This is a genomic window from Streptomyces sp. NPDC004111, from assembly GCF_042874215.1.
In the GTDB taxonomy this organism is placed as follows: Bacteria; Actinomycetota; Actinomycetes; order Streptomycetales; family Streptomycetaceae; genus Streptomyces.
This window is the reverse complement of the sequence record NZ_JBIAMU010000012.1, coordinates 262688-279469: the sequence shown is the minus strand read 5'-3', so window position 1 is coordinate 279469 and position 16782 is coordinate 262688. Positions and strand designations below refer to the sequence as shown.

The window sequence follows — 16782 nt, the reverse complement described above, 5'->3', positions numbered from 1 at the left end:
GGTATGGTTAGGGCACGGAGGGTCCACGCCTTCCTTCGTTTCGAAGGAGCCCCGGTAGCCCAGCGGAAGAGGCCATGGATTCAAAACCCATACAGCGTCGGTTCGAATCCGACTCGGGGCACTCTCCCTTGCTTTCCAAGGTCGCGTGAGAATGGCGACACACCACACGGACGTGTGAGCGTGTCGCCTTTTTCGTGCCCCACCAGGGGATCACCCGCAAGATCGACACTGTGTACGACATGGCAACGCGCAAGCGAGTTCTCTCCCTCGTCGCCCAAGGACGCAGTCTGAATTCCGTGAGCGAGGAAACCGGAATATCCCGGTCTGCCATCCGCTCCTGGCAGACCCGCGTCGAACCACTCCCCCGCATCACCGGGGCGCCGATCCGCGACACACCGGCGGACCCGGTCGCGTACTCCTACCTCCTCGGCCTCTATCTGGGCGACGGCTGCATCAGCGATCACCCGCGAGGCAAGGGCCAACACCTCCGCATCGCATGCGCCGACGCCTGGCCCGGCCTCATCAAGGCGTGCCGGACGGCAATCACAGACGTCCATCCCGAGAGCAAGGTCTACATCGTCCAGCGACAGGGGTGCGTCAACGTGACGAGCTACAGCCGCAGTTGGCCCCACCTTTTCCCGCAGTACGGACCTGGAAAGAAGCACGATCGGCGCATCGTCCTGACGCCGTGGCAGCAGAGCATCGTGGACGAACACCCCTGGGAGTTCATCCGGGGTCTCTATCACTCCGATGGATGCCGAATCATCAACTGGACAACCAAGGTGGTGTGCGGCACGCGCAAGCGCTACGAATACCCGCGCTACTTCTTCACCCAGAAGTCGGACGACATCCGCACGCTCTGCTCGGACACCCTCACGCAAGTCGGCGTGGAGTGGAGCACTCTCGCGCGCGGCAGCGACCCGTACAACATCTCCGTGGCCCGACGGGCGTCCGTGGCGCTCATGGACGCCCACGTCGGGCCCAAGTACTAGCCGTACCGCCCTACTTCGGGCTGTCGTCCTCGCCGATGTGGTGGATCCTCACCAGGTTCGTCGAGCCCGGGACGCCGGGCGGGGAGCCGGCGGTGATGACCACCACGTCGCCCTTCCGGCAGCGGCCGATGCGCAGGAGCTGCTCGTCGACCTGGGCGACCATCTCGTCCGTCGAGTCGACCTTGGGGCCGAGGAAGGTCTCCACGCCCCAGGTGAGGTTCAGCTGCGAGCGGGTCGCGGCCTCCGGGGTGAAGGCGAGGAGCGGGATGGGCGAGCGGTAGCGGGAGAGGCGCTTGACGGTGTCGCCGGACTGGGTGAAGGCGACGAGGAACTTGGCGCCGAGGAAGTCGCCCATTTCGGCCGCCGCGCGGGCGACCGCGCCGCCCTGGGTGCGGGGCTTGTTGCGTTCGGTGAGCGGGGGCAGGCCCTTGGCGAGGATGTCCTCTTCCGCCGCTTCGACGATGCGGGACATCGTGCGGACGGTTTCGATGGGGTACTTGCCGACGCTGGTCTCGCCGGAGAGCATCACGGCGTCGGTGCCGTCGATGACGGCGTTGGCGACGTCGGAGGCCTCGGCGCGGGTGGGCCGGGAGTTCTCGATCATGGAGTCGAGCATCTGGGTCGCGACGATGACCGGCTTGGCGTTGCGCTTGGCGAGCTTGATGGCGCGCTTCTGGACGATCGGGACCTGTTCGAGGGGCATCTCGACGCCGAGGTCGCCGCGGGCGACCATGATGCCGTCGAAGGCGGCCACGATGTCGTCGATGTTGTCGACGGCCTGCGGCTTCTCGACCTTGGCGATGACGGGGAGGCGGCGGTTCTCCTCCCGCATGACGCGGTGGACGTCCTCGATGTCGCGTCCGCTGCGGACGAAGGAGAGGGCGATGATGTCGGCGCCCGTGCGCAGTGCCCAGCGGAGGTCTTCGATGTCCTTCTCGGAGAGCGCGGGGACGGAGACGGCGACGCCGGGGAGGTTGAGGCCCTTGTGGTCGGAGACCATGCCGCCTTCGACGACGGTGGTGTGGACGCGGGGGCCGTCGACGGAGGTCACTTCGAGGGTGACCTTGCCGTCGTCGACGAGGATGCGCTCTCCGGTGGTGACGTCGGTGTTGAGTCCTTCGTAGGTGGTGCCGCAGGTGTGGCGGTCGCCCTCGCCGGGTTCGACGGTGATGGTGAAGTCGTCCCCGCGTTCAAGGAGTACGGGGCCTTCGCGGAAGCGTCCGAGGCGGATCTTCGGGCCTTGAAGGTCGGCGAGGATTCCGACGCTGCGGCCCGTCTCCTCGGAGGCCTTGCGTACGTGCTGGAAACGCTCCTCGTGTTCGGCGTAGGTGCCGTGGCTGAGGTTGAAGCGGGCGATGTCCATTCCGGCTTCGACCAGTGCCTTGATCTGGTCGTATGTGTCGGTGGCGGGGCCCAGGGTACAAACGATCTTTGCTCGGCGCATGGTTCGAGCCTAGGGCTTACCGATGGGTAGGTAATTGGCTGTGCATGACTACACAACAACCTTTGGGTGAAAGGTTATTGACAAGTGTTGAATTGTGCGCGGGGGCGCTCTGATGAGCAATTCGGGAGCGGTGCGCGGAGCGTCAGAGGGTGGGCGGGGCCATCGTGAAGCGGGCGTTGACGTGTGCGTAGACGGTCTGGCGCTGGGGTTCGAGATCGAGGGCGGGGGCGGACTCGGCGGCGACCGCGCTGCGGGCCATGCCGCCGTAGCCGACGGCGACGGGGAAGGCCGAGGCGTTCTCGCTGCCTTCGTCGGCGAGTTCGAGGAGGGCGACGAGCCGGGTGTCGAGGGCTTCGGCGTATTCGCGGGCGCGGACGACGGCTTCGCGGACGGCCTGGGTGCGGGCCTGGCCGTAGACGGGTGAGGTGGGGCGGAGCTTCCACCAGGGGCCGTCGACGCGGGTGAGTTCGAGGTCGGAGAGGCGGGTGGTGAGTTCACCGAGAGCGGTGAAGTCGGAGAGTTCGGCGGTGAGGTGGACGCGGCCGTGGTAGGCGCGGACGTGTTCGCCGCGGCCCTTGCGGGTGAGTTCGGGGTTGATGGAGAAGGCGCCGGTTTCGAGCTTCTCGACGGCGTCGCCGTAGGTCTTGACGAGTTCGAGGACGGCGGCGTTGCGGCGGGTGAGGTCGTCGAGGGCGGTGCGGCGGTCGGTGCCGCGGGCGCTGACGGTGATGCCGATGCGGGCGACCTCGGGGTCCACTTCGAGGCGGGCTTCGCCGCGGACGGCGACGCGGGGGGCTTCGGGGGTGCCGTAGGGGGCGGGGGTGGTCTGGTCGCTCATGGGCGGGCTCCCTGGTGTGTGGCGGGGCGGGTGTCGTAGGGACCACTGTGGCATCCGGGTCGGACATCGGGGAGCCGTCCGGGCGGTCGTCCGTGCCGGGACGTGGGGAAAGTCGTCCCGGTCCGACACCGGGGAGTCATCGGATCGAAATCTGCAGGGGGTGTCGCGGTCGGCGGCCCTGGGTCAGAATCTACGCGCGTTGTGCAGGGCAACGCGGGTACGAAGGAGTGCAAATGCCGCTGAATCGACGGAAGTTCCTGGGCAGTGCGGCTGCCACCGGTGCCGGTGTGGCGCTGGCGGGCGGGGTCGCGGGGCCTGCGGAGGCCGTGGAGCGGGGCACCGCGAAGGGGCGGGGCCCGAAGCGGTACTCGTTCACCGTGATGGGGACGACCGATCTGCACGGGAACGTCTTCAACTGGGACTATTTCACCGACAAGGAATTCGACGACAAGGACCACAACGACGTCGGTCTGGCGAAGATCTCCACGCTGGTGAACGAGGTGCGCCGGGAGAAGGGCCGCCGCAATACGCTGCTGATCGACGCGGGCGACACGATTCAGGGCACCCAGCTCTCGTACTACTACGCCAAGGTCGACCCGATCACCGCGAAGCGCGGTCCGGTGCACCCGATGGCGCAGGCGATGAACAAGATCGGTTACGACGCGGCGGCGCTCGGGAACCACGAGTTCAATTACGGAATTCCGGTGCTGCGGAAATTCGAGGAGCAGTGCGATTTCCCGCTGCTCGGGGCGAACGCGCTGGACGCGAAGACGCTGCGGCCGGCCTTCCGCCCGTACAGCATGCACCGGATGCGCACCCCGCACGGGCGGGACGTGCGGGTGGCGGTGCTGGGTCTGACGAACCCCGGTATCGCCATCTGGGACAAGATGAACGTGCAGGGGAAGATGGTGTTCCCGGGGCTGGAGGAGCAGGCGGCGAAGTGGGTGCCGAAGCTGCGGTCGATGGGCGCGGACGTGGTGCTGGTGTCGGCGCACTCGGGCTCCAGCGGTACGTCCTCCTACGGTGACCAGCTTCCGTACGTGGAGAACGCGGCGGGTCTGGTGGCCGAGCAGGTGCCGGGCATCGACGCGATCCTGGTGGGTCACGCGCACACGGAGATCCCGGAGTACTTCGTCGAGAACAAGCAGACCGGCAAGAAGGTCGTGCTGTCGGAGCCGCTGAAGTGGGGGCAGCGGCTGACGCTGTTCGACTTCGACCTGGTGTGGGCGAAGGGCCGCTGGACGGTGGAGAAGGCCGGGGCCCGGGTCCTGAACTCCAACACGGTGGCGGAGGACCCGCGGATCACCCGGATGCTCGGTGACGAGCACAAGAAGGTCGTGGCGTACGTCAACCAGGTCATCGGTACCTCGGCGGCGGCGGTGTCGACGGCCGAGGCGGCGTGGAAGGACGAGCCGCTGATCGACCTGATCAATCTGGTGCAGGTGGAGACGGTGAAGGCGGCTCTCGCGGGCGGGGAGTACGCGGCGCTGCCGGTGCTGTCGCAGGCGTCCTGCTTCTCGCGCACGGCGAAGGTGCCGGCCGGGGAGATCACGATCAAGGACGCGGCGGGGCTGTATCCGTTCGAGAACACCCTTGAGGCGCGGCTGCTGACCGGTGCGCAGATCAAGGAGTACCTGGAGTACTCGGCGAAGTACTACGTGCAGACGCCGGCGGGCGGTCCGGTGGACACGTCGAAGCTGACGAACGCGGAGAACACTCCGGACTACAACTACGACGTGGTGTCGGGTCTGACGTACGAGATCGACATCGCGAAGCCGAAGGGCGCGCGGATCGCGAACCTGGCGTTCGACGGGAAGCCGCTGGATCCGAAGGCGCAGTTCGTGTTCGCGGTGAACAACTACCGGGCGTCCGGCGGCGGCGCGTTCCCGCACATCGCGGGGGCGAAGCAGCTGTGGGCGAACTCGGAGGAGATCCGGAACACGATCATCACGTGGGTGAAGGCGAAGGGGACCATCGATCCGAAGGTGTTCGCTTCGGTGGAGTGGAAGCTGACGCGGGACGGGAAGCCGGTGTTCGCGTAGCGGCTGTGGGGAGGGGCCGGGTTTCCGTGATCCTGGTGGTCACGGGGCCCGGCCCCTTTTCCCGGCGGGGGGCGGGTCAGCTCGCGGACCAGAAGTCCGAGTGGACGTCGGGGAGCGGGAGCGGAAATTCGCCCGAGTAGTCGGGGCCGACGGTCTTCGACTTGGGCGGGGCCACGTCGGAGGGGTCGACGCAGGGGGTGGCGACCTCGAAGGATGCGTGCCCCTGCAGGCCGACGAGGAGCCGGACCCGGAAGCCGTCCTGCGTTTCGAAGTAGGTTGCCGGAATTTTGCTGTTGTTGGACGACAGGTGCCGGTAGCCCTGCTCCTTCCAGTGGCGTTCCACGACCCCGAAGAGGCTTCCCCTTCGTTCGGCCGAGATGATGGTCATTACTTGTCTCCGCCGTGAGACGTCGCAGCTTCCCTTGCTGGTTTCCCCGTGCGTCCAGTTCACCGGGGGTTTGATCGCGGCGAAGGTTTTGTCGAGGATTTCGTCCGCGCGTTCCGCGGCCTGTTGCATGTTCATGGTGGGCTTCTCTTCCTTGGGCCCGTCGGGTGTGGTGCAGCCGGAGAGCAGCAGTGCCGCACCGGTGCCGAGCGCGGCCACGCGACGCCTCATCGCGGCTGCTGCCTGCTGATGGCGTCGCCTCGGCCCACGACGATACTGGCGATGTTGTCGGACGAGTACTGGTCCTTTGTCGGGTTGAAGTAGTTCGAGTGTGCTTGCATGGGTTCCTCCGTGAGTGTGGGCCCGTCGTCCACCAGGAACCGGTTCGCTCCGAAGTCCTTGTGGGCGGGATCGGTGCCGAACCAGATCTTGCTCGGGTCGGTCTGGGCGTCCTGGGCGGAGTATCCGGCTATGCCTCCGATCACGGCGCCTGCCGCACCGCCGATCAGGCCGCCCACCGGGCCGCCCATGCCCAGCCCTATGACCGCGCCTGCCGAGCCGCCGCCGGCTGCTCCGGCGCCCATGCCGGCCGCTTCGTTATTGGTGGGAAGCTTGGTCACCAGGTCGTTCTCGGCCGCGCCGACGTAGACGTGTTCCTTGCCGACGCCGAGCTGGTCGGCGGAGTCGGCTCCGGTGCCGGGGCTGCCGACGAGGATGATGTCGTCCGCGCCCGGGATGCCGCCCTTCTCCTGTGCGGCGAGGCCGACGGTGAGGGAGCCGTAGGAGTGTCCGATGGCGGTGACGTGCGGGTCCTTGCCCTCGTTGGTGGCGGATATCCCGGCCATGAACTCGTTGTAGGCGGGGGCGCCCTTCTCGGCGTTGTCCTTGGACATGACGTCGAGGTTGCCTATGAGGTCGTCGGCGGGCAGCTGAGGTGCGTCGTAGCCGAGCCACACGATGGAAGCGGTGCTGCTGTTCCTGTCTGCTTCCTGGGCACCGATGGCCGTGTCCTGAGCGCGTTTGAGGGTGCCGCCCGCGAACTCCGCGTCGAGTTTGGTGCCGAGGCCGGGGACGTACGCCGAGACGTTCTTCGCGGTGTCGGGGTTGCCGTAGGAGAGGATGGCGCGGCCGTTGCCCTGGTCGCCGATGCCGAGGAGGTAGAGCGGTGGCTTGCTGGGCTCCTGCAGTTTGGTGTCGATGGCCTGGAGTCCGGCGAGCATGGTCCGGGAGGCGTCGTCGTCCTTGCCCTCCAGTTTCCCGATCAGGAGGGGGAGGTTGTCGCGGTTGGCCAGGTCGCGGACGGTGGAGGGGATGCCGTCGAGGTTGCCGATGACGTCGGGGTAGACGGCGAGGAGTTCTTCGCGTTGTTCCTGGGTGAGGTAGGTCCACCAGGCCTTGCGTTCGGCGGGGGTCTTGTCCAGGGGGATGTCCGCCTTGAGGTACTTGCCGGCTTCCTCGCGTACGGCGCCGGCGTCCTTGGCGGCGTCGGCCCAGGTGGCGTCGCTGACCTTGAGGCCGGGTTCGGCCTTGAGCTTGGCGAGGGTGCGGCTGAACCGGGCGTCGATGTCGTTCGCGTCGCGCAGGGCGCGGACGATGCGGTCGGCGATCTCCTCGGCCTTGGCCTGGTTCGGGTTGGCGTTGAGGAGTCCGGGGGTGGGGGTGGTGCCCAGCATGCCGTTCGGGGCGGGGCGGGGTTCGAGCAGGTAGGCGCGTCCGTTGGCGGAGCCGCCGGGGGCTTCGGGGCCCGGGGGGAGGCCGTACTGGCTCTCGCGGGTGGCGGCCGGGTAGCTGACGGAGCCGTCCGCGTTGACGGTGAAGCCGAGTGTCGCCGCGTCCGCCAGGGCGTCCTTCAGGTCCCGCTGCGGGGTTCTGAGCTCGAAGGAGAGGCTGTTGACGGCGGTGCGGATCAGTCCGCATTCGGTGTGGATGTAGGCGAAGTTCCGGTTCAGGTCCTTGAGTCTGCCCACCGCGGCCCTGGCTCCTTCTCCTTCCTGGAGGGCGGTGAGCAGTGCGGTCATCTCGTTGTTCACCCGGTCCTGGGCGGCGTCGGCCCGGTTGCCGGCCTTGCCCCAGCCGTCTGCGGCGCTGTCGAGTTCGGCGCACTGCAGGTCTCTGAGCTGCTGCCAGGTCAGCACGGGCTCAGCCCTCCTTGCCGTGGGCGCCGGGGGTGCGTATGCCGTCGACCTTGCCGCGTACGCCGGCGTCGGACTCGCCCTGGGCGCCGGACGCGGCGCGCAGGGCCGGTGCGAGCGACTGGCATTCGGCGCGGGCCGATTCCAGGCGTTTGTCCCAGGAGGTGAGGACTTCCTTGAGTACGGCGGTGCTGGCGAGGCCTTCGGTTCCCTTGGCGACGCCGTTGTTGCCGGCGGCCAGTTCGGTTTTGGCGGAGGCCATGCTGGTGGCCAGTGACTGGGCGACCGTCGCCGCGTCGTTCCACGGTTTGCTGGAGTGCTTCAGCCGGTCGCCGCTGGCGGGGCCGCGTCCGCCGGTGCCGTCGTCCACGCCGGCAAGTTGCGTGTGTGCATTCGACCCTGAGGCGGCTTCTGCCTTCAGTCGCACCCATTCGTCCCAGGCCATGGCCTGTCCCCTTCCCCGTTAATCACCCGCTGGGCGGGCAGTTCGGCCTCAATCTAGCAAGGTGGCCGACGCCTGGACGCACTCCACGGGGTGACCTCAAGCCGCCATGAACCTTCACATACGTAACCAACTTCTCTTTGCTGCTTCGGCCATGGCAGTCACTTTTCGTGGCGGCCGTGGGCCGCCGCGCGGCAGCACGGTGCCCTGCCGGACGGGCGCCCGGCAGGGCACGGTGGGGTTCGCTGCGGGTGTCAGACCTTCAGCTGTACGAGGCCCTCGCGCGGGCCGGGGAGGACGGGGCGGGGCGGGCTGCCCAGGCCGAAGGTGGTGAAGGCGGTGCGGGCCGGCAGGGGGTAGGCGTCGGTGCCGGTGAGGGAGTTGAGGATGACGGCGCTGCGCCAGGCGGCGAGCCCGAGGTCGGGGGCGCCGACGCCGTGGGTGTGGCGTTCGGCGTTCTGTACGTACACGGAGCCCTGGACGACGGGGTCCAGGACGAGGCGCTGGTGCTCGTCGACGCGGGGCCGCTGGGCGGAGTCGCGCTTCATGTACGGGTCGAGGGCGGCGAGCAGCCGGTCGACGGGGCGTTCGCGGTAGCCGGTGGCGAGGACGACGGCGTCGGTGGTGAGGCGGGAGCGGGTCCCCTGCTGGAGGTGTTCCAGGTGGAGTTCGACCTTGGTGGTGGCGACGCGTCCGGCGGTGCGGACGTGCACTCCGGGGGTGATGGTGACGTCGGGCCAGCCGCCGTCGAGGGTGCGGCGGTAGAGCTCGTCGTGGATGGCGGCGATGGTCTCGGCGTCGATGCCCTTGTGCAGTTGCCACTGCCGGGGCAGGAGTTCGTCCCGTACGCCTTCGGGGAGGGCGTGGAAGTAGCGGGTGTAGTCGGGGGTGAAGTGCTCCAGGCCGAGCTTGGAGTACTCCATGGGGGCGATGGCCTCGGTGCGGGCGAGCCAGGTGATCTTCTCCCGGCCGGTGGGCCTGGCGCGGAGCAGGTCGAGGAAGATCTCGGCGCCGGACTGGCCGCTGCCGATGACGGTGACGTGCTCGGCGGTGAGCAGGCGGTCGCGGTGGTGGAGGTAGTCGGCGGAGTGGATGACGGGGACGGTGGGCGCCTCGGCGAGGGGCTTGAGGGGCTCGGGGATGTGCGGGGCGGTGCCGACGCCGAGGACGAGGTTGCGGGTGTACGTACGGCCGAGGGCTTCGGCCTCGCCGTCGGTGTCGAGCTGGGTGAAGTCGACCTCGAAGGCGACGCGTTCGGGGTTCCAGCGGACGGCGTCGACCTGGTGGCCGAAATGGAGTTCGGGGAGGCGTTCGCTGACCCAGCGGCAGTAGGCGTCGTACTCGGAGCGGTGGATGTGGAAGCGCTCGGCGAAGTAGAAGGGGAAGAGGCGTTCGCGGTCGCGGAGGTAGTTGAGGAAGGTCCAGGGGCTGGCGGGGTCGACGAGGGTGACGAGGTCGGCGAGGAAGGGGACCTGGAGGGTGGCGCCCTCGATGAGGAGGCCGGGGTGCCAGTGGAAGGTGGGGCGCTGTTCGTAGAAGGCGGTCCTGAGGCCGCCGTGGATGCCGTCGGCGAGGGCGGCGAGGGAGAGGTTGAAGGGCCCGATGCCGATGCCGACGAGGTCGTGGGGGTTGTCGGGGTGCGGGGGCGGTGGGGTCTGAGGGGGCTGGGGGGCGGTCATCGGGGGCCTTTCGGGCGGGACGTTGGGTTGGTGGGAGGGAGGGAGTGGGTGCGGGGTTGGGCGGCTGTTGGGCGGCTGTTGGGCCGGGGGTGTCCGGGGGTGGGGGGGGTCGGCTCCGCCGGGGGCCGCCCCCTTGCCCGCCCGTTCCGCCCCCGGGGGCGGCCCCGCCGCCCAAGGGGGCGGGGGCTCGGCGGGCGGCCCCGCTGCCCAAGGGGGCCCGGCGCGCGGCCCTGCCGGACGAGGGCACGGGACAGAGGCTGGAGGGCTACGGGTGGGGGGTGGGGTGTTCGGCGAGGACGAGGGTGAGGAGGGCGTCGAGGTCCTCGGGGGTGGTGTGCGGGTTGAGGAGGGTGGCCTTCAGCCAGAGGCGGTCGTCGGCGTGGGCGCGGCCGAGTACGGCGCGGCCGGTGGTGAGGAGGGTGCGGCGGGTGGTGGCGACGGACTCGTCGGTGGCGTGGACGGGGCGGAAGAGGACGGTGCTCAGGGTGGGGCGGTCGTAGAGCTCCAGGCGGGGGTGTTTGGAGATCAGGTCGGCGAGCCGTTGGGCGCAGTCGCAGGTGCGGTCGACGAGTTCGGCGAGCCCGCTTCGGCCGAGGGCCCTGAGGGTGACGGCGACCTTGAGGACGTCGGGGCGCCTGGTGGTGCGCAGGGAGCGGCCGAGGAGATCGGGGATGCCGGCGTCGGTGTCGTCGTCGGCGTTGAGGTAGTCGGCCTGGTGGGCGAGGGCGGCGAGGGAGTGGGTGTCGGCGACCGCGAGGAGTCCGGCCGCTACCGGCTGCCAGCCGAGTTTGTGCAGGTCGAGGGTGACGCTCTGGGCGCGGTCGAGGCCGTGCAGGAGGTGGCGGCGGGTGGGGCTGAAGAGGAGGGGCCCGCCGTACGCGGCGTCGATGTGGAGGTCGGCGCCGTGGTGTTCGCAGAGGTCGGCGATGTCGGCCAGCGGGTCGATCTGGCCGGTGTCGGTGGTGCCCGCGGTGGCCGCGACGAGGACGGGGTGGTGGAGGCGGGTGAGGGCCTCGTCGAGTGCGGCGAGGTCGAGGGTGCCGGAGGGGGCGGGTACGACGGCGGGCTCGGGCAGCCCGAGGAGCCAGGCGGCGCGGGTGAGGGAGTGGTGGGCGTTGGCGCCGACGACGAGCTGGACGGGCCCCTGGTTGTCGTGCCGCTCGCGGGCGAGGAGGAGGGCGAGCTGGTTGGACTCCGTACCGCCGGTGGTGACGAGGGCGTCGGGGTGCGGGCGGTCCGGGTAGAACTCGGCGGCGAGTGCGCGGGTGACGGCCTCCTCCAGGGCGGAGGCGGCCGGGGCCTGGTCCCAGGAGTCCATCGAGGGGTTGAGCGCGGAGGCCGCGAGGTCGGCGGCGGTGGCGACGGCGAGGGGCGGGCAGTGGAGGTGGGCGGCACAGTGCGGGTGGGCGGGGTCGGCGGCGCCCGCGGCGAGTGCGCCGACGAGGGTGCGGAGCGCCTCGTGGGGCCCGGTGCCGGTGTCGGGCAGCACGGGGTGGGCGGCGGCGAGGAGATGGCCCGCGGTGGCGGTGGGGCCGCCGGCGGGCAGGGGTCCGTTGCGGGTGGCGGCACCGTGGGCGAGGGCCGCCAGGACGGTGTCGAGGAGGGGCCTCAGCCGGCCGGGCCCGGCCTCGCCCCCCGCCAGCGGTGGGAGGGGCCCCGGCCCTTCGCTCGGTACGACACCGGGTCCGGGGCCTGGCCCCGGACCGGGGGGCGGGGTGCTCATACGGGGTCCTCCGGAGGTGCGAACGCGGGGGCGACACACCAGGGTGTACAGGGGCGTGAGCGCGTGTCCGGAGTGGTCAACGATCTCGACCCGAAAGTGGTACTGCGGGACGAGGAGGGGGAGTTGGTTGATACGGGACTGATATACGCACGAGGGGCGCGTGCGGCTGCGCTGCCTGGTGCTGCTCCGCACCGGGAGCGGAGGGGGTGGGTGTGCGGCGGCGACCGGTCCCCGGGGGCGGGAGGGGCTGGACGTGCGGCGGCGGCCGGGCCCGGGGGTGGTAGGGGCTGAACACGCGGCAGCGACCGGGCCCCGGGGCCGAAGGGGCTGAACACGCGGCGGCGACCGAACCAAAGAGCGGGAAGGGCCGAACGCGCGGCAGCGACCGGACCCCGGGGCCGAAGGGGCTGAACACGCGGCGGCGACCGAACCCAGGAACGGGAAGGGCCGAACGCGCGGCGGCGGCCGGGCCCGGGGGTTCCGGGCCGGCCGCCGTCGGGGGGATGTCCGCGTCGGGGTCAGGCCCCGCGTACCGCCAGCACCCTTCGCAGGTCGTCCAGTTGGTCGGTGAGCTTGCGGCGCAGGGCCGGGGTCAGGTCGGGGTCGTCGAGGTGCTCCTCGCCCAGGGCCAGTGCCGTCGCGTCGGCGGCGTACACCGGGAACGCGTGCCAGCCCGCGGCCTCGGCCATCGCCGGGCTCCTGCGGGTGGCGAGTGCCTTGGCGGCCGGGTAGTAGCGGGCCACGTACGGCTGGAGGAGTTCGGTCTGTTCCGGCTGCCAGAAGCCCTGGGCGGTGGCGGTGAAGAGGTAGTTGGAGAGCGTGTCCGAGCCGAACATCGCTTCCCAGGCCGCCGACTTGGCCTCTTGGGTGGGCAGTGCGGCCCGGCACAGTGCGGCGCCCTGTTCGCCGGTGGCGCTGGGGTCGCGTGCGAGTTCCGCCGCGATGGCTGCCTCGTCGGTGGCGCCCAGTGCGGCGAGCCTTCCCAGGATGCGCCAGCGGAGTTCGGGGTCCAGGTCGGGGCCGCCGGGGATGCTGTCGGAGTCGTACCAGTCGCGGATGCTGTCGGGCTGGCTGGCCGCGTCGATGAAGTGGCGTACGGCGGTGAGCCGCAGGCCCGGGTTGTTGCCGTCCTCGGTACGTCGCATCAGGTCGCGGCAGAGGTCGGCGAGGGTGGCGAGCGCGGCGGGCCGGCGGTCGGGGCCGAGGTAGCGGTCCGTGACGGAGGTGGCGGCGAAGGCGAGCACGCCCTGCACGACGGCGAGGTCCGTCTCGTGCGGGAGGTGGGCGCGGGCGGCGTCGAGGTAGGCGGTGGGCGGGAGCTGGCCGTCGCGGACCATGTCGCGGGCGGCGTTCCAGATGACGGCGCGGGTGAGGGCTCCGCCGCCGTTCGCGGGCTGGGCGGCGTCCGGGATGCCGGAGAGGGAGCGCAGTGCGGTGTTCCAGGACTCCGGGTCGAGGCGGACCTTGGCGAAGGTCCGGTCGCCGTCGTTGAGGAGGAGGAGCGCGGGGCGGCGGCCGGGCCGGGTGGCGACGACGACGGGCGCATCCGGGTCCGTACCGGCGCCCGCGTCCTGGCCCGCGCTCGTCCCCGTATCCGCGTCCTGGCCCGCGCTCGTTTCCGTACCCGTACCCGTTCCCCGGCCCGCGTCCGGTGCCTGCTCGCCCGCCGCCACGTCCAGTTCGAACTGTTCCCGCAGGACCAGCGCGCCCGCGTCCACCAGGTCCTGGTCGTAGGCCCCGACCGTGATCCGGTGCGGGCGGCTGCCGGTGTGGGTGAGGGCGAGGGTCCAGCCCTCCGCGCTGTCGCTGTGGGCGACCGTGGGGGTCAGGGTGTCCACGCCCGTGGTGCGGAGCCAGGCCTGTGCCCAGGCGTGCACGTCGCGGTCGGTGACCGAGGCGAGGTTGTCGATGAAGTCGGCGAGGCTCGCGTTGCCGAACTTGTGGCGGGCGAAGTGGACGTTGATGCCTGCCAGGAAGTCCTTCTCGCCGAGCCAGGCGACGAGCTGGCGCAGGGCGGAGGCGCCCTTGGCGTAGGAGATGCCGTCGAAGTTGAGGAGGGCGGAGGCGGTGTCGGGCACGGCCTGCGGGTCGGGGGCGACGGGGTGGGTGGAGGGGCGCTGGTCGGCGTCGTACCCCCAGCCCTTGCGGGAGACGGCGAAGCCGGTCCAGGTGTCGGTGAAGCGGGTGGCTTCGGCGAGGGTCTGGTAGCCCATGTACTCGGCGAAGGACTCGTTGAGCCAGATGTCGTCCCACCACTGGAGGGTGACGAGGTCGCCGAACCACATGTGGGCCATCTCGTGCGCGATGGTGACGCCGCGCGACTGGCGCTGGGTGTCGGTGACGGCCGACCGGAAGACGTAGGTGTCGCGGAAGGTGACGAGGCCGGGGTTCTCCATGGCGCCCGCGTTGAACTCCGGCACGAAGGCCTGGTCGTAGGAGTCGAACGGGTACGGCTCGTCGAACTTCTCGTGGAAGCGGTCGAAGCACGCGCGGGTGATGCCGAGGATCTCGTCGGCGTCGGCGTCCAGGTGGGGCGCGAGGGAGCGGCGGCAGTGGATGCCGAAGGGCAGTCCGGCGTGTTCGGTGCGTACGGAGTGCCAGGGGCCGGCCGCGACGGCGACGAGGTAGGTGGAGATGAGCGGGGTCGGCGCGAGGGTCCAGCGTCCGTCGCCGCCGTGGGTGGCGACGCCGTTGCCGAGGACGGTCCAGGCGGGGGGCGCGGTGACGGTGACCTCGAAGACGGACTTGAGGTCGGGCTGGTCGAAGGAGGTGAAGACGCGCTGGGTGTCGTCGAGGAAGAGCTGGGTGTAGACGTACGTCTCGCCGTCGGCGGGGTCGGTGAAGCGGTGCATGCCTTCGCCGGTGCGGGAGTAGTGCATGTCCGCGTCGACGTGCAGTTCGTGCGGGCCGGGGGTGAGGCCGGTGAGCGGGAACCGGTTGTCGTCGAGGCCGGCGGGGTCGAGGGGGTTTCCGTCGAGGGTGACGGAGCGCAGGAGGGCGGGCTTCAGCTCGACGAAGGTGGTGGCGGGGGGTGTCCCCTCGGGGACGGTGAAGTGGATGACGGTGCGGGAGCCGAAGGTGGCGTCGCCACCGGTGAGGTCGAGATCGATCGTGTACCGCTGTACGTCGATGAGTCGGGCTCGGGTCTGCGCTTCGTCGCGCGTCAGTACGGGCATGGGGACATGCTGCACGATGGCCGTCCGGAGGCGGGCAGCACCCGGCAACCTTCCGCGCCCCGACCCATCAGGGGCGCGGGGAACTGCGCGAGCAACCAGGGACGCTCCCGCGGGCACGGAACAGCCCCGCGGCAGCGGTTCAGGGAAGGGGCGGGGAGGGGCGATCACCCACCACAGCCGCGACCCCGCCCCGCATACCGGACCCAGCGCCACGCGGCGGCAGCCGCACATCCAGCACAGCGGGAAGGGGCGGGGAGGGGCAACCGCCCGCCGCAGGCGCGACCCCGCGCACCTGGCGGGCCCGGCCGGACCGGTCGGGTCGGCCTGTCCCGGGCCGCACGAAAGCCACCGCTACCGGCACCGCGCACGGCGCACACCGCGCCGCGGCACGCTCAGGCCCCCGCCCCTTCCGCCTCCCCCTCCCCCTCCACGGGCTGGTCCGCGATCTGCTCGTGGTGGCGGATCACCTCCGCGATGATGAAGTTGAGCAGCTTCTCCGCGAAGGCCGGGTCCAGTTTGGCGCTCTCCGCGAGGCCCCGCAGCCGTTCGATCTGGCGGGACTCGCGGGCCGGGTCGGCCGGGGGGAGGTGGTGTTCGGCCTTGAGGTGGCCCACCTGCATGGTGCATTTGAAGCGTTCGGCGAGCATGTGGACGACCGCGGCGTCGATGTTGTCGATGCTGTCGCGGAGCCTGCCGAGTTCGGCGCGTACGGCCGGGTCTACGGAGTGGGCGGTGCCCGCGGGGTCGGAGGGTCCGGTGGGTCCGGGAGCGCTGGTGGTCATGGTCAGCGAGCTTACGACGGTCCGGGCGTGATCGTCGGCGGGTGTTCGGGATCCGGGATCTGGTTGCTCCAGCCGCCGGGGACGGTGCGGCCCTGCTGTTCGCGGAAGCGGACCGGTGCGGTGCCGACGCGGCGGGTGAAGAGGCGGGAGAAGTAGGCGGGGTCGTCGTAGCCGACGCGGCGGGCGACGGCGGCGACGGGGAGTTCGGTGGCGGCGAGGAGTTCCTTGGCGCGGCCGAGCCGGATGCCCAGGAGGTAGTCCTTGGGGCTGCAGCCCGCCCCGCGGCGTACGGCCGTGCGCAGCTCGGCGGGGGTCATGCCGTGCCGGGCGGCGTGTTCGGCGACCGACAGCGGCTGGAACGCGTCGCGGGCGAGGGCCTGCAGCACCGGGTCGCCGTCGGCGCCGAGGTCGGCCCGTGCGCGGCGCAGCGCGACGAGGAGTTCGTGGACGGCGGCCCCGGTCTCGACCTCCAGGAGCGGGTTCCCGCGCCGGGCGGCCCGTGCGATGCGGCCGACGGCGGCGCGTGCTCCCGCGGTGTCGGCGAGCGGGACGACGGGCCGCTCCGGCTCTATGTAGCCGAGTTCGGTGTACGTGGCGGTGGCGGGGCCGGTGAAGTCGACGAAGCTCTCGTCCCAGCCGGTGTCCGGGTCGGGGCCGTAGTGGTGCGGGACGCCGGGGGTGACCCAGAGCAGGGCGGGTGCGGTGATGGTGGTGCGGCGGCCGTCGGTGCCCCGGTACCACCCGGAGCCCGCGCTGATCACGATGGCGACGTGGTGGTCCAGGGTGCGGGGGCCGACGGTGGGCAGCGCCCCGTGCTGGAGGCCGACGCCGAGGCAGACGAGGCCGAGCTTGTGGTGGGTGGGGCTGGGGGTGAAGTAGCGCATCCAGGTGTGGTACATCCGCGTCCCTCTTCGTCAGTGCCCCGCGGTCGTGCCAACCGTCCGAGTCGTGTCCGCCGTGCAGGTCGTGCGTGCTGCGCAGGTCGTGCCGCATGCGTGCTGTGCAGGTCGTGCGTGCTGTGCGGGTCGTACGTGTTGTGCAGGTCGTGCCGCATGCGTGGTGGGTGTCGTACGTGCCGTGCCAACCGTCCAACTTTCGTTGATCTTTGTCCATGGACGGGCCCGCCGCCAAGGGGCAAGGGTGAATC

The 16782-nt window shown here is 70.7% G+C and carries 12 protein-coding genes and 1 tRNA gene; 3 read left to right on the top strand and 10 right to left on the bottom strand.

What is annotated here, in order from left to right:
* Positions 1 to 48 precede the first annotated feature (48 nt).
* Both ACFYVL_RS24300 and ACFYVL_RS24295 read left to right on the top strand, forming a co-directional pair.
* Positions 49 to 121, top strand: a tRNA-Leu gene (locus ACFYVL_RS24300).
* A 109-nt stretch (positions 122 to 230) separates the two neighbouring features.
* Positions 231 to 992 carry a transcriptional regulator gene (locus tag ACFYVL_RS24295; protein ID WP_389248128.1) on the top strand — a complete coding sequence of 254 codons (762 nt, stop codon included), beginning with the start codon at positions 231 to 233 and terminating at the stop codon, positions 990 to 992.
* Between the two features lie 10 nt (positions 993 to 1002).
* On the opposite strand, the gene pyk is transcribed toward ACFYVL_RS24295, so the two are convergent.
* Positions 1003 to 2436, bottom strand: coding sequence for a pyruvate kinase (gene pyk, locus ACFYVL_RS24290; protein WP_389248126.1), 1434 nt, complete (start codon positions 2434 to 2436; stop codon positions 1003 to 1005).
* A 142-nt stretch (positions 2437 to 2578) separates the two neighbouring features.
* Positions 2579 to 3274: an SIMPL domain-containing protein gene (locus ACFYVL_RS24285; protein WP_389248125.1), complete on the bottom strand. Its 696-nt coding sequence runs from the start codon at positions 3272 to 3274 to the stop codon at positions 2579 to 2581.
* A 233-nt stretch (positions 3275 to 3507) separates the two neighbouring features.
* Here ACFYVL_RS24285 and ACFYVL_RS24280 point away from each other — a divergent pair, with 233 nt between their 5' ends.
* On the top strand, positions 3508 to 5316 hold the full coding sequence (locus tag ACFYVL_RS24280; protein WP_389248123.1) for a 5'-nucleotidase C-terminal domain-containing protein: 1809 nt from the start codon (positions 3508 to 3510) through the stop codon (positions 5314 to 5316).
* Between the two features lie 76 nt (positions 5317 to 5392).
* Here ACFYVL_RS24280 and ACFYVL_RS24275 read toward each other — a convergent pair whose 3' ends face one another.
* The 8 genes from ACFYVL_RS24275 to ACFYVL_RS24240 all read right to left on the bottom strand — a co-directional run bounded on the left by ACFYVL_RS24275 (position 5393) and on the right by ACFYVL_RS24240 (position 16534).
* Positions 5393 to 5932, bottom strand: coding sequence for a hypothetical protein (locus ACFYVL_RS24275; RefSeq protein WP_389248121.1), 540 nt, complete (start codon positions 5930 to 5932; stop codon positions 5393 to 5395).
* The gene (locus tag ACFYVL_RS24270; protein WP_389248119.1) at positions 5929 to 7836 is read right to left on the bottom strand and encodes an alpha/beta hydrolase; all 1908 of its coding nucleotides are present in this window, start codon (positions 7834 to 7836) and stop codon (positions 5929 to 5931) included. The genes ACFYVL_RS24275 and ACFYVL_RS24270 overlap by 4 nt, the downstream gene beginning before the upstream one ends.
* Positions 7837 to 7840: 4 nt before the next feature.
* On the bottom strand, positions 7841 to 8203 hold the full coding sequence (locus ACFYVL_RS24265) for a hypothetical protein (RefSeq protein ID WP_389248117.1): 363 nt from the start codon (positions 8201 to 8203) through the stop codon (positions 7841 to 7843).
* 326 nt (positions 8204 to 8529) lie between these two features.
* Complete coding sequence (locus ACFYVL_RS24260; protein WP_389248115.1) at positions 8530 to 9954, bottom strand: lysine N(6)-hydroxylase/L-ornithine N(5)-oxygenase family protein; 1425 nt, start codon at positions 9952 to 9954, stop codon at positions 8530 to 8532.
* Positions 9955 to 10219: 265 nt separating this feature from the next.
* Positions 10220 to 11677 (bottom strand): pyridoxal phosphate-dependent decarboxylase family protein, encoded by a 1458-nt coding sequence (locus tag ACFYVL_RS24255; RefSeq protein ID WP_389248113.1) that lies wholly within the window; start codon positions 11675 to 11677, stop codon positions 10220 to 10222.
* A gap of 518 nt (positions 11678 to 12195) precedes the next feature.
* Positions 12196 to 14853 carry an aminopeptidase N gene (gene pepN / locus ACFYVL_RS24250; RefSeq protein WP_389248111.1) on the bottom strand — a complete coding sequence of 886 codons (2658 nt, stop codon included), beginning with the start codon at positions 14851 to 14853 and terminating at the stop codon, positions 12196 to 12198.
* A 392-nt stretch (positions 14854 to 15245) separates the two neighbouring features.
* Positions 15246 to 15635: a chorismate mutase gene (locus ACFYVL_RS24245; protein ID WP_389248109.1), complete on the bottom strand. Its 390-nt coding sequence runs from the start codon at positions 15633 to 15635 to the stop codon at positions 15246 to 15248.
* An 11-nt stretch (positions 15636 to 15646) separates the two neighbouring features.
* The gene (locus ACFYVL_RS24240; RefSeq protein ID WP_389248107.1) at positions 15647 to 16534 is read right to left on the bottom strand and encodes a helix-turn-helix domain-containing protein; all 888 of its coding nucleotides are present in this window, start codon (positions 16532 to 16534) and stop codon (positions 15647 to 15649) included.
* Between the last annotated feature and the right edge of the window lie 248 nt (positions 16535 to 16782).

Bases quoted from the DNA above. Each gene is read 5' to 3' on its own strand.
- pepN (WP_389248111.1), bottom strand. From the start codon at position 14,853: ATGCCCGTACTGACGCGCGACGAAGCGCAGACCCGAGCCCGACTCATC.
- ACFYVL_RS24245 (WP_389248109.1), bottom strand. From the start codon at position 15,635: ATGACCACCAGCGCTCCCGGACCCACCGGACCCTCCGACCCCGCGGGC.
- ACFYVL_RS24280 (WP_389248123.1), top strand. From the start codon at position 3,508: ATGCCGCTGAATCGACGGAAGTTCCTGGGCAGTGCGGCTGCCACCGGT.
- ACFYVL_RS24285 (WP_389248125.1), bottom strand. From the start codon at position 3,274: ATGAGCGACCAGACCACCCCCGCCCCCTACGGCACCCCCGAAGCCCCC.
- ACFYVL_RS24255 (WP_389248113.1), bottom strand. From the start codon at position 11,677: ATGAGCACCCCGCCCCCCGGTCCGGGGCCAGGCCCCGGACCCGGTGTC.
- ACFYVL_RS24240 (WP_389248107.1), bottom strand. From the start codon at position 16,534: ATGTACCACACCTGGATGCGCTACTTCACCCCCAGCCCCACCCACCAC.
- ACFYVL_RS24275 (WP_389248121.1), bottom strand. From the start codon at position 5,932: ATGAGGCGTCGCGTGGCCGCGCTCGGCACCGGTGCGGCACTGCTGCTC.
- ACFYVL_RS24260 (WP_389248115.1), bottom strand. From the start codon at position 9,954: ATGACCGCCCCCCAGCCCCCTCAGACCCCACCGCCCCCGCACCCCGAC.
- pyk (WP_389248126.1), bottom strand. From the start codon at position 2,436: ATGCGCCGAGCAAAGATCGTTTGTACCCTGGGCCCCGCCACCGACACA.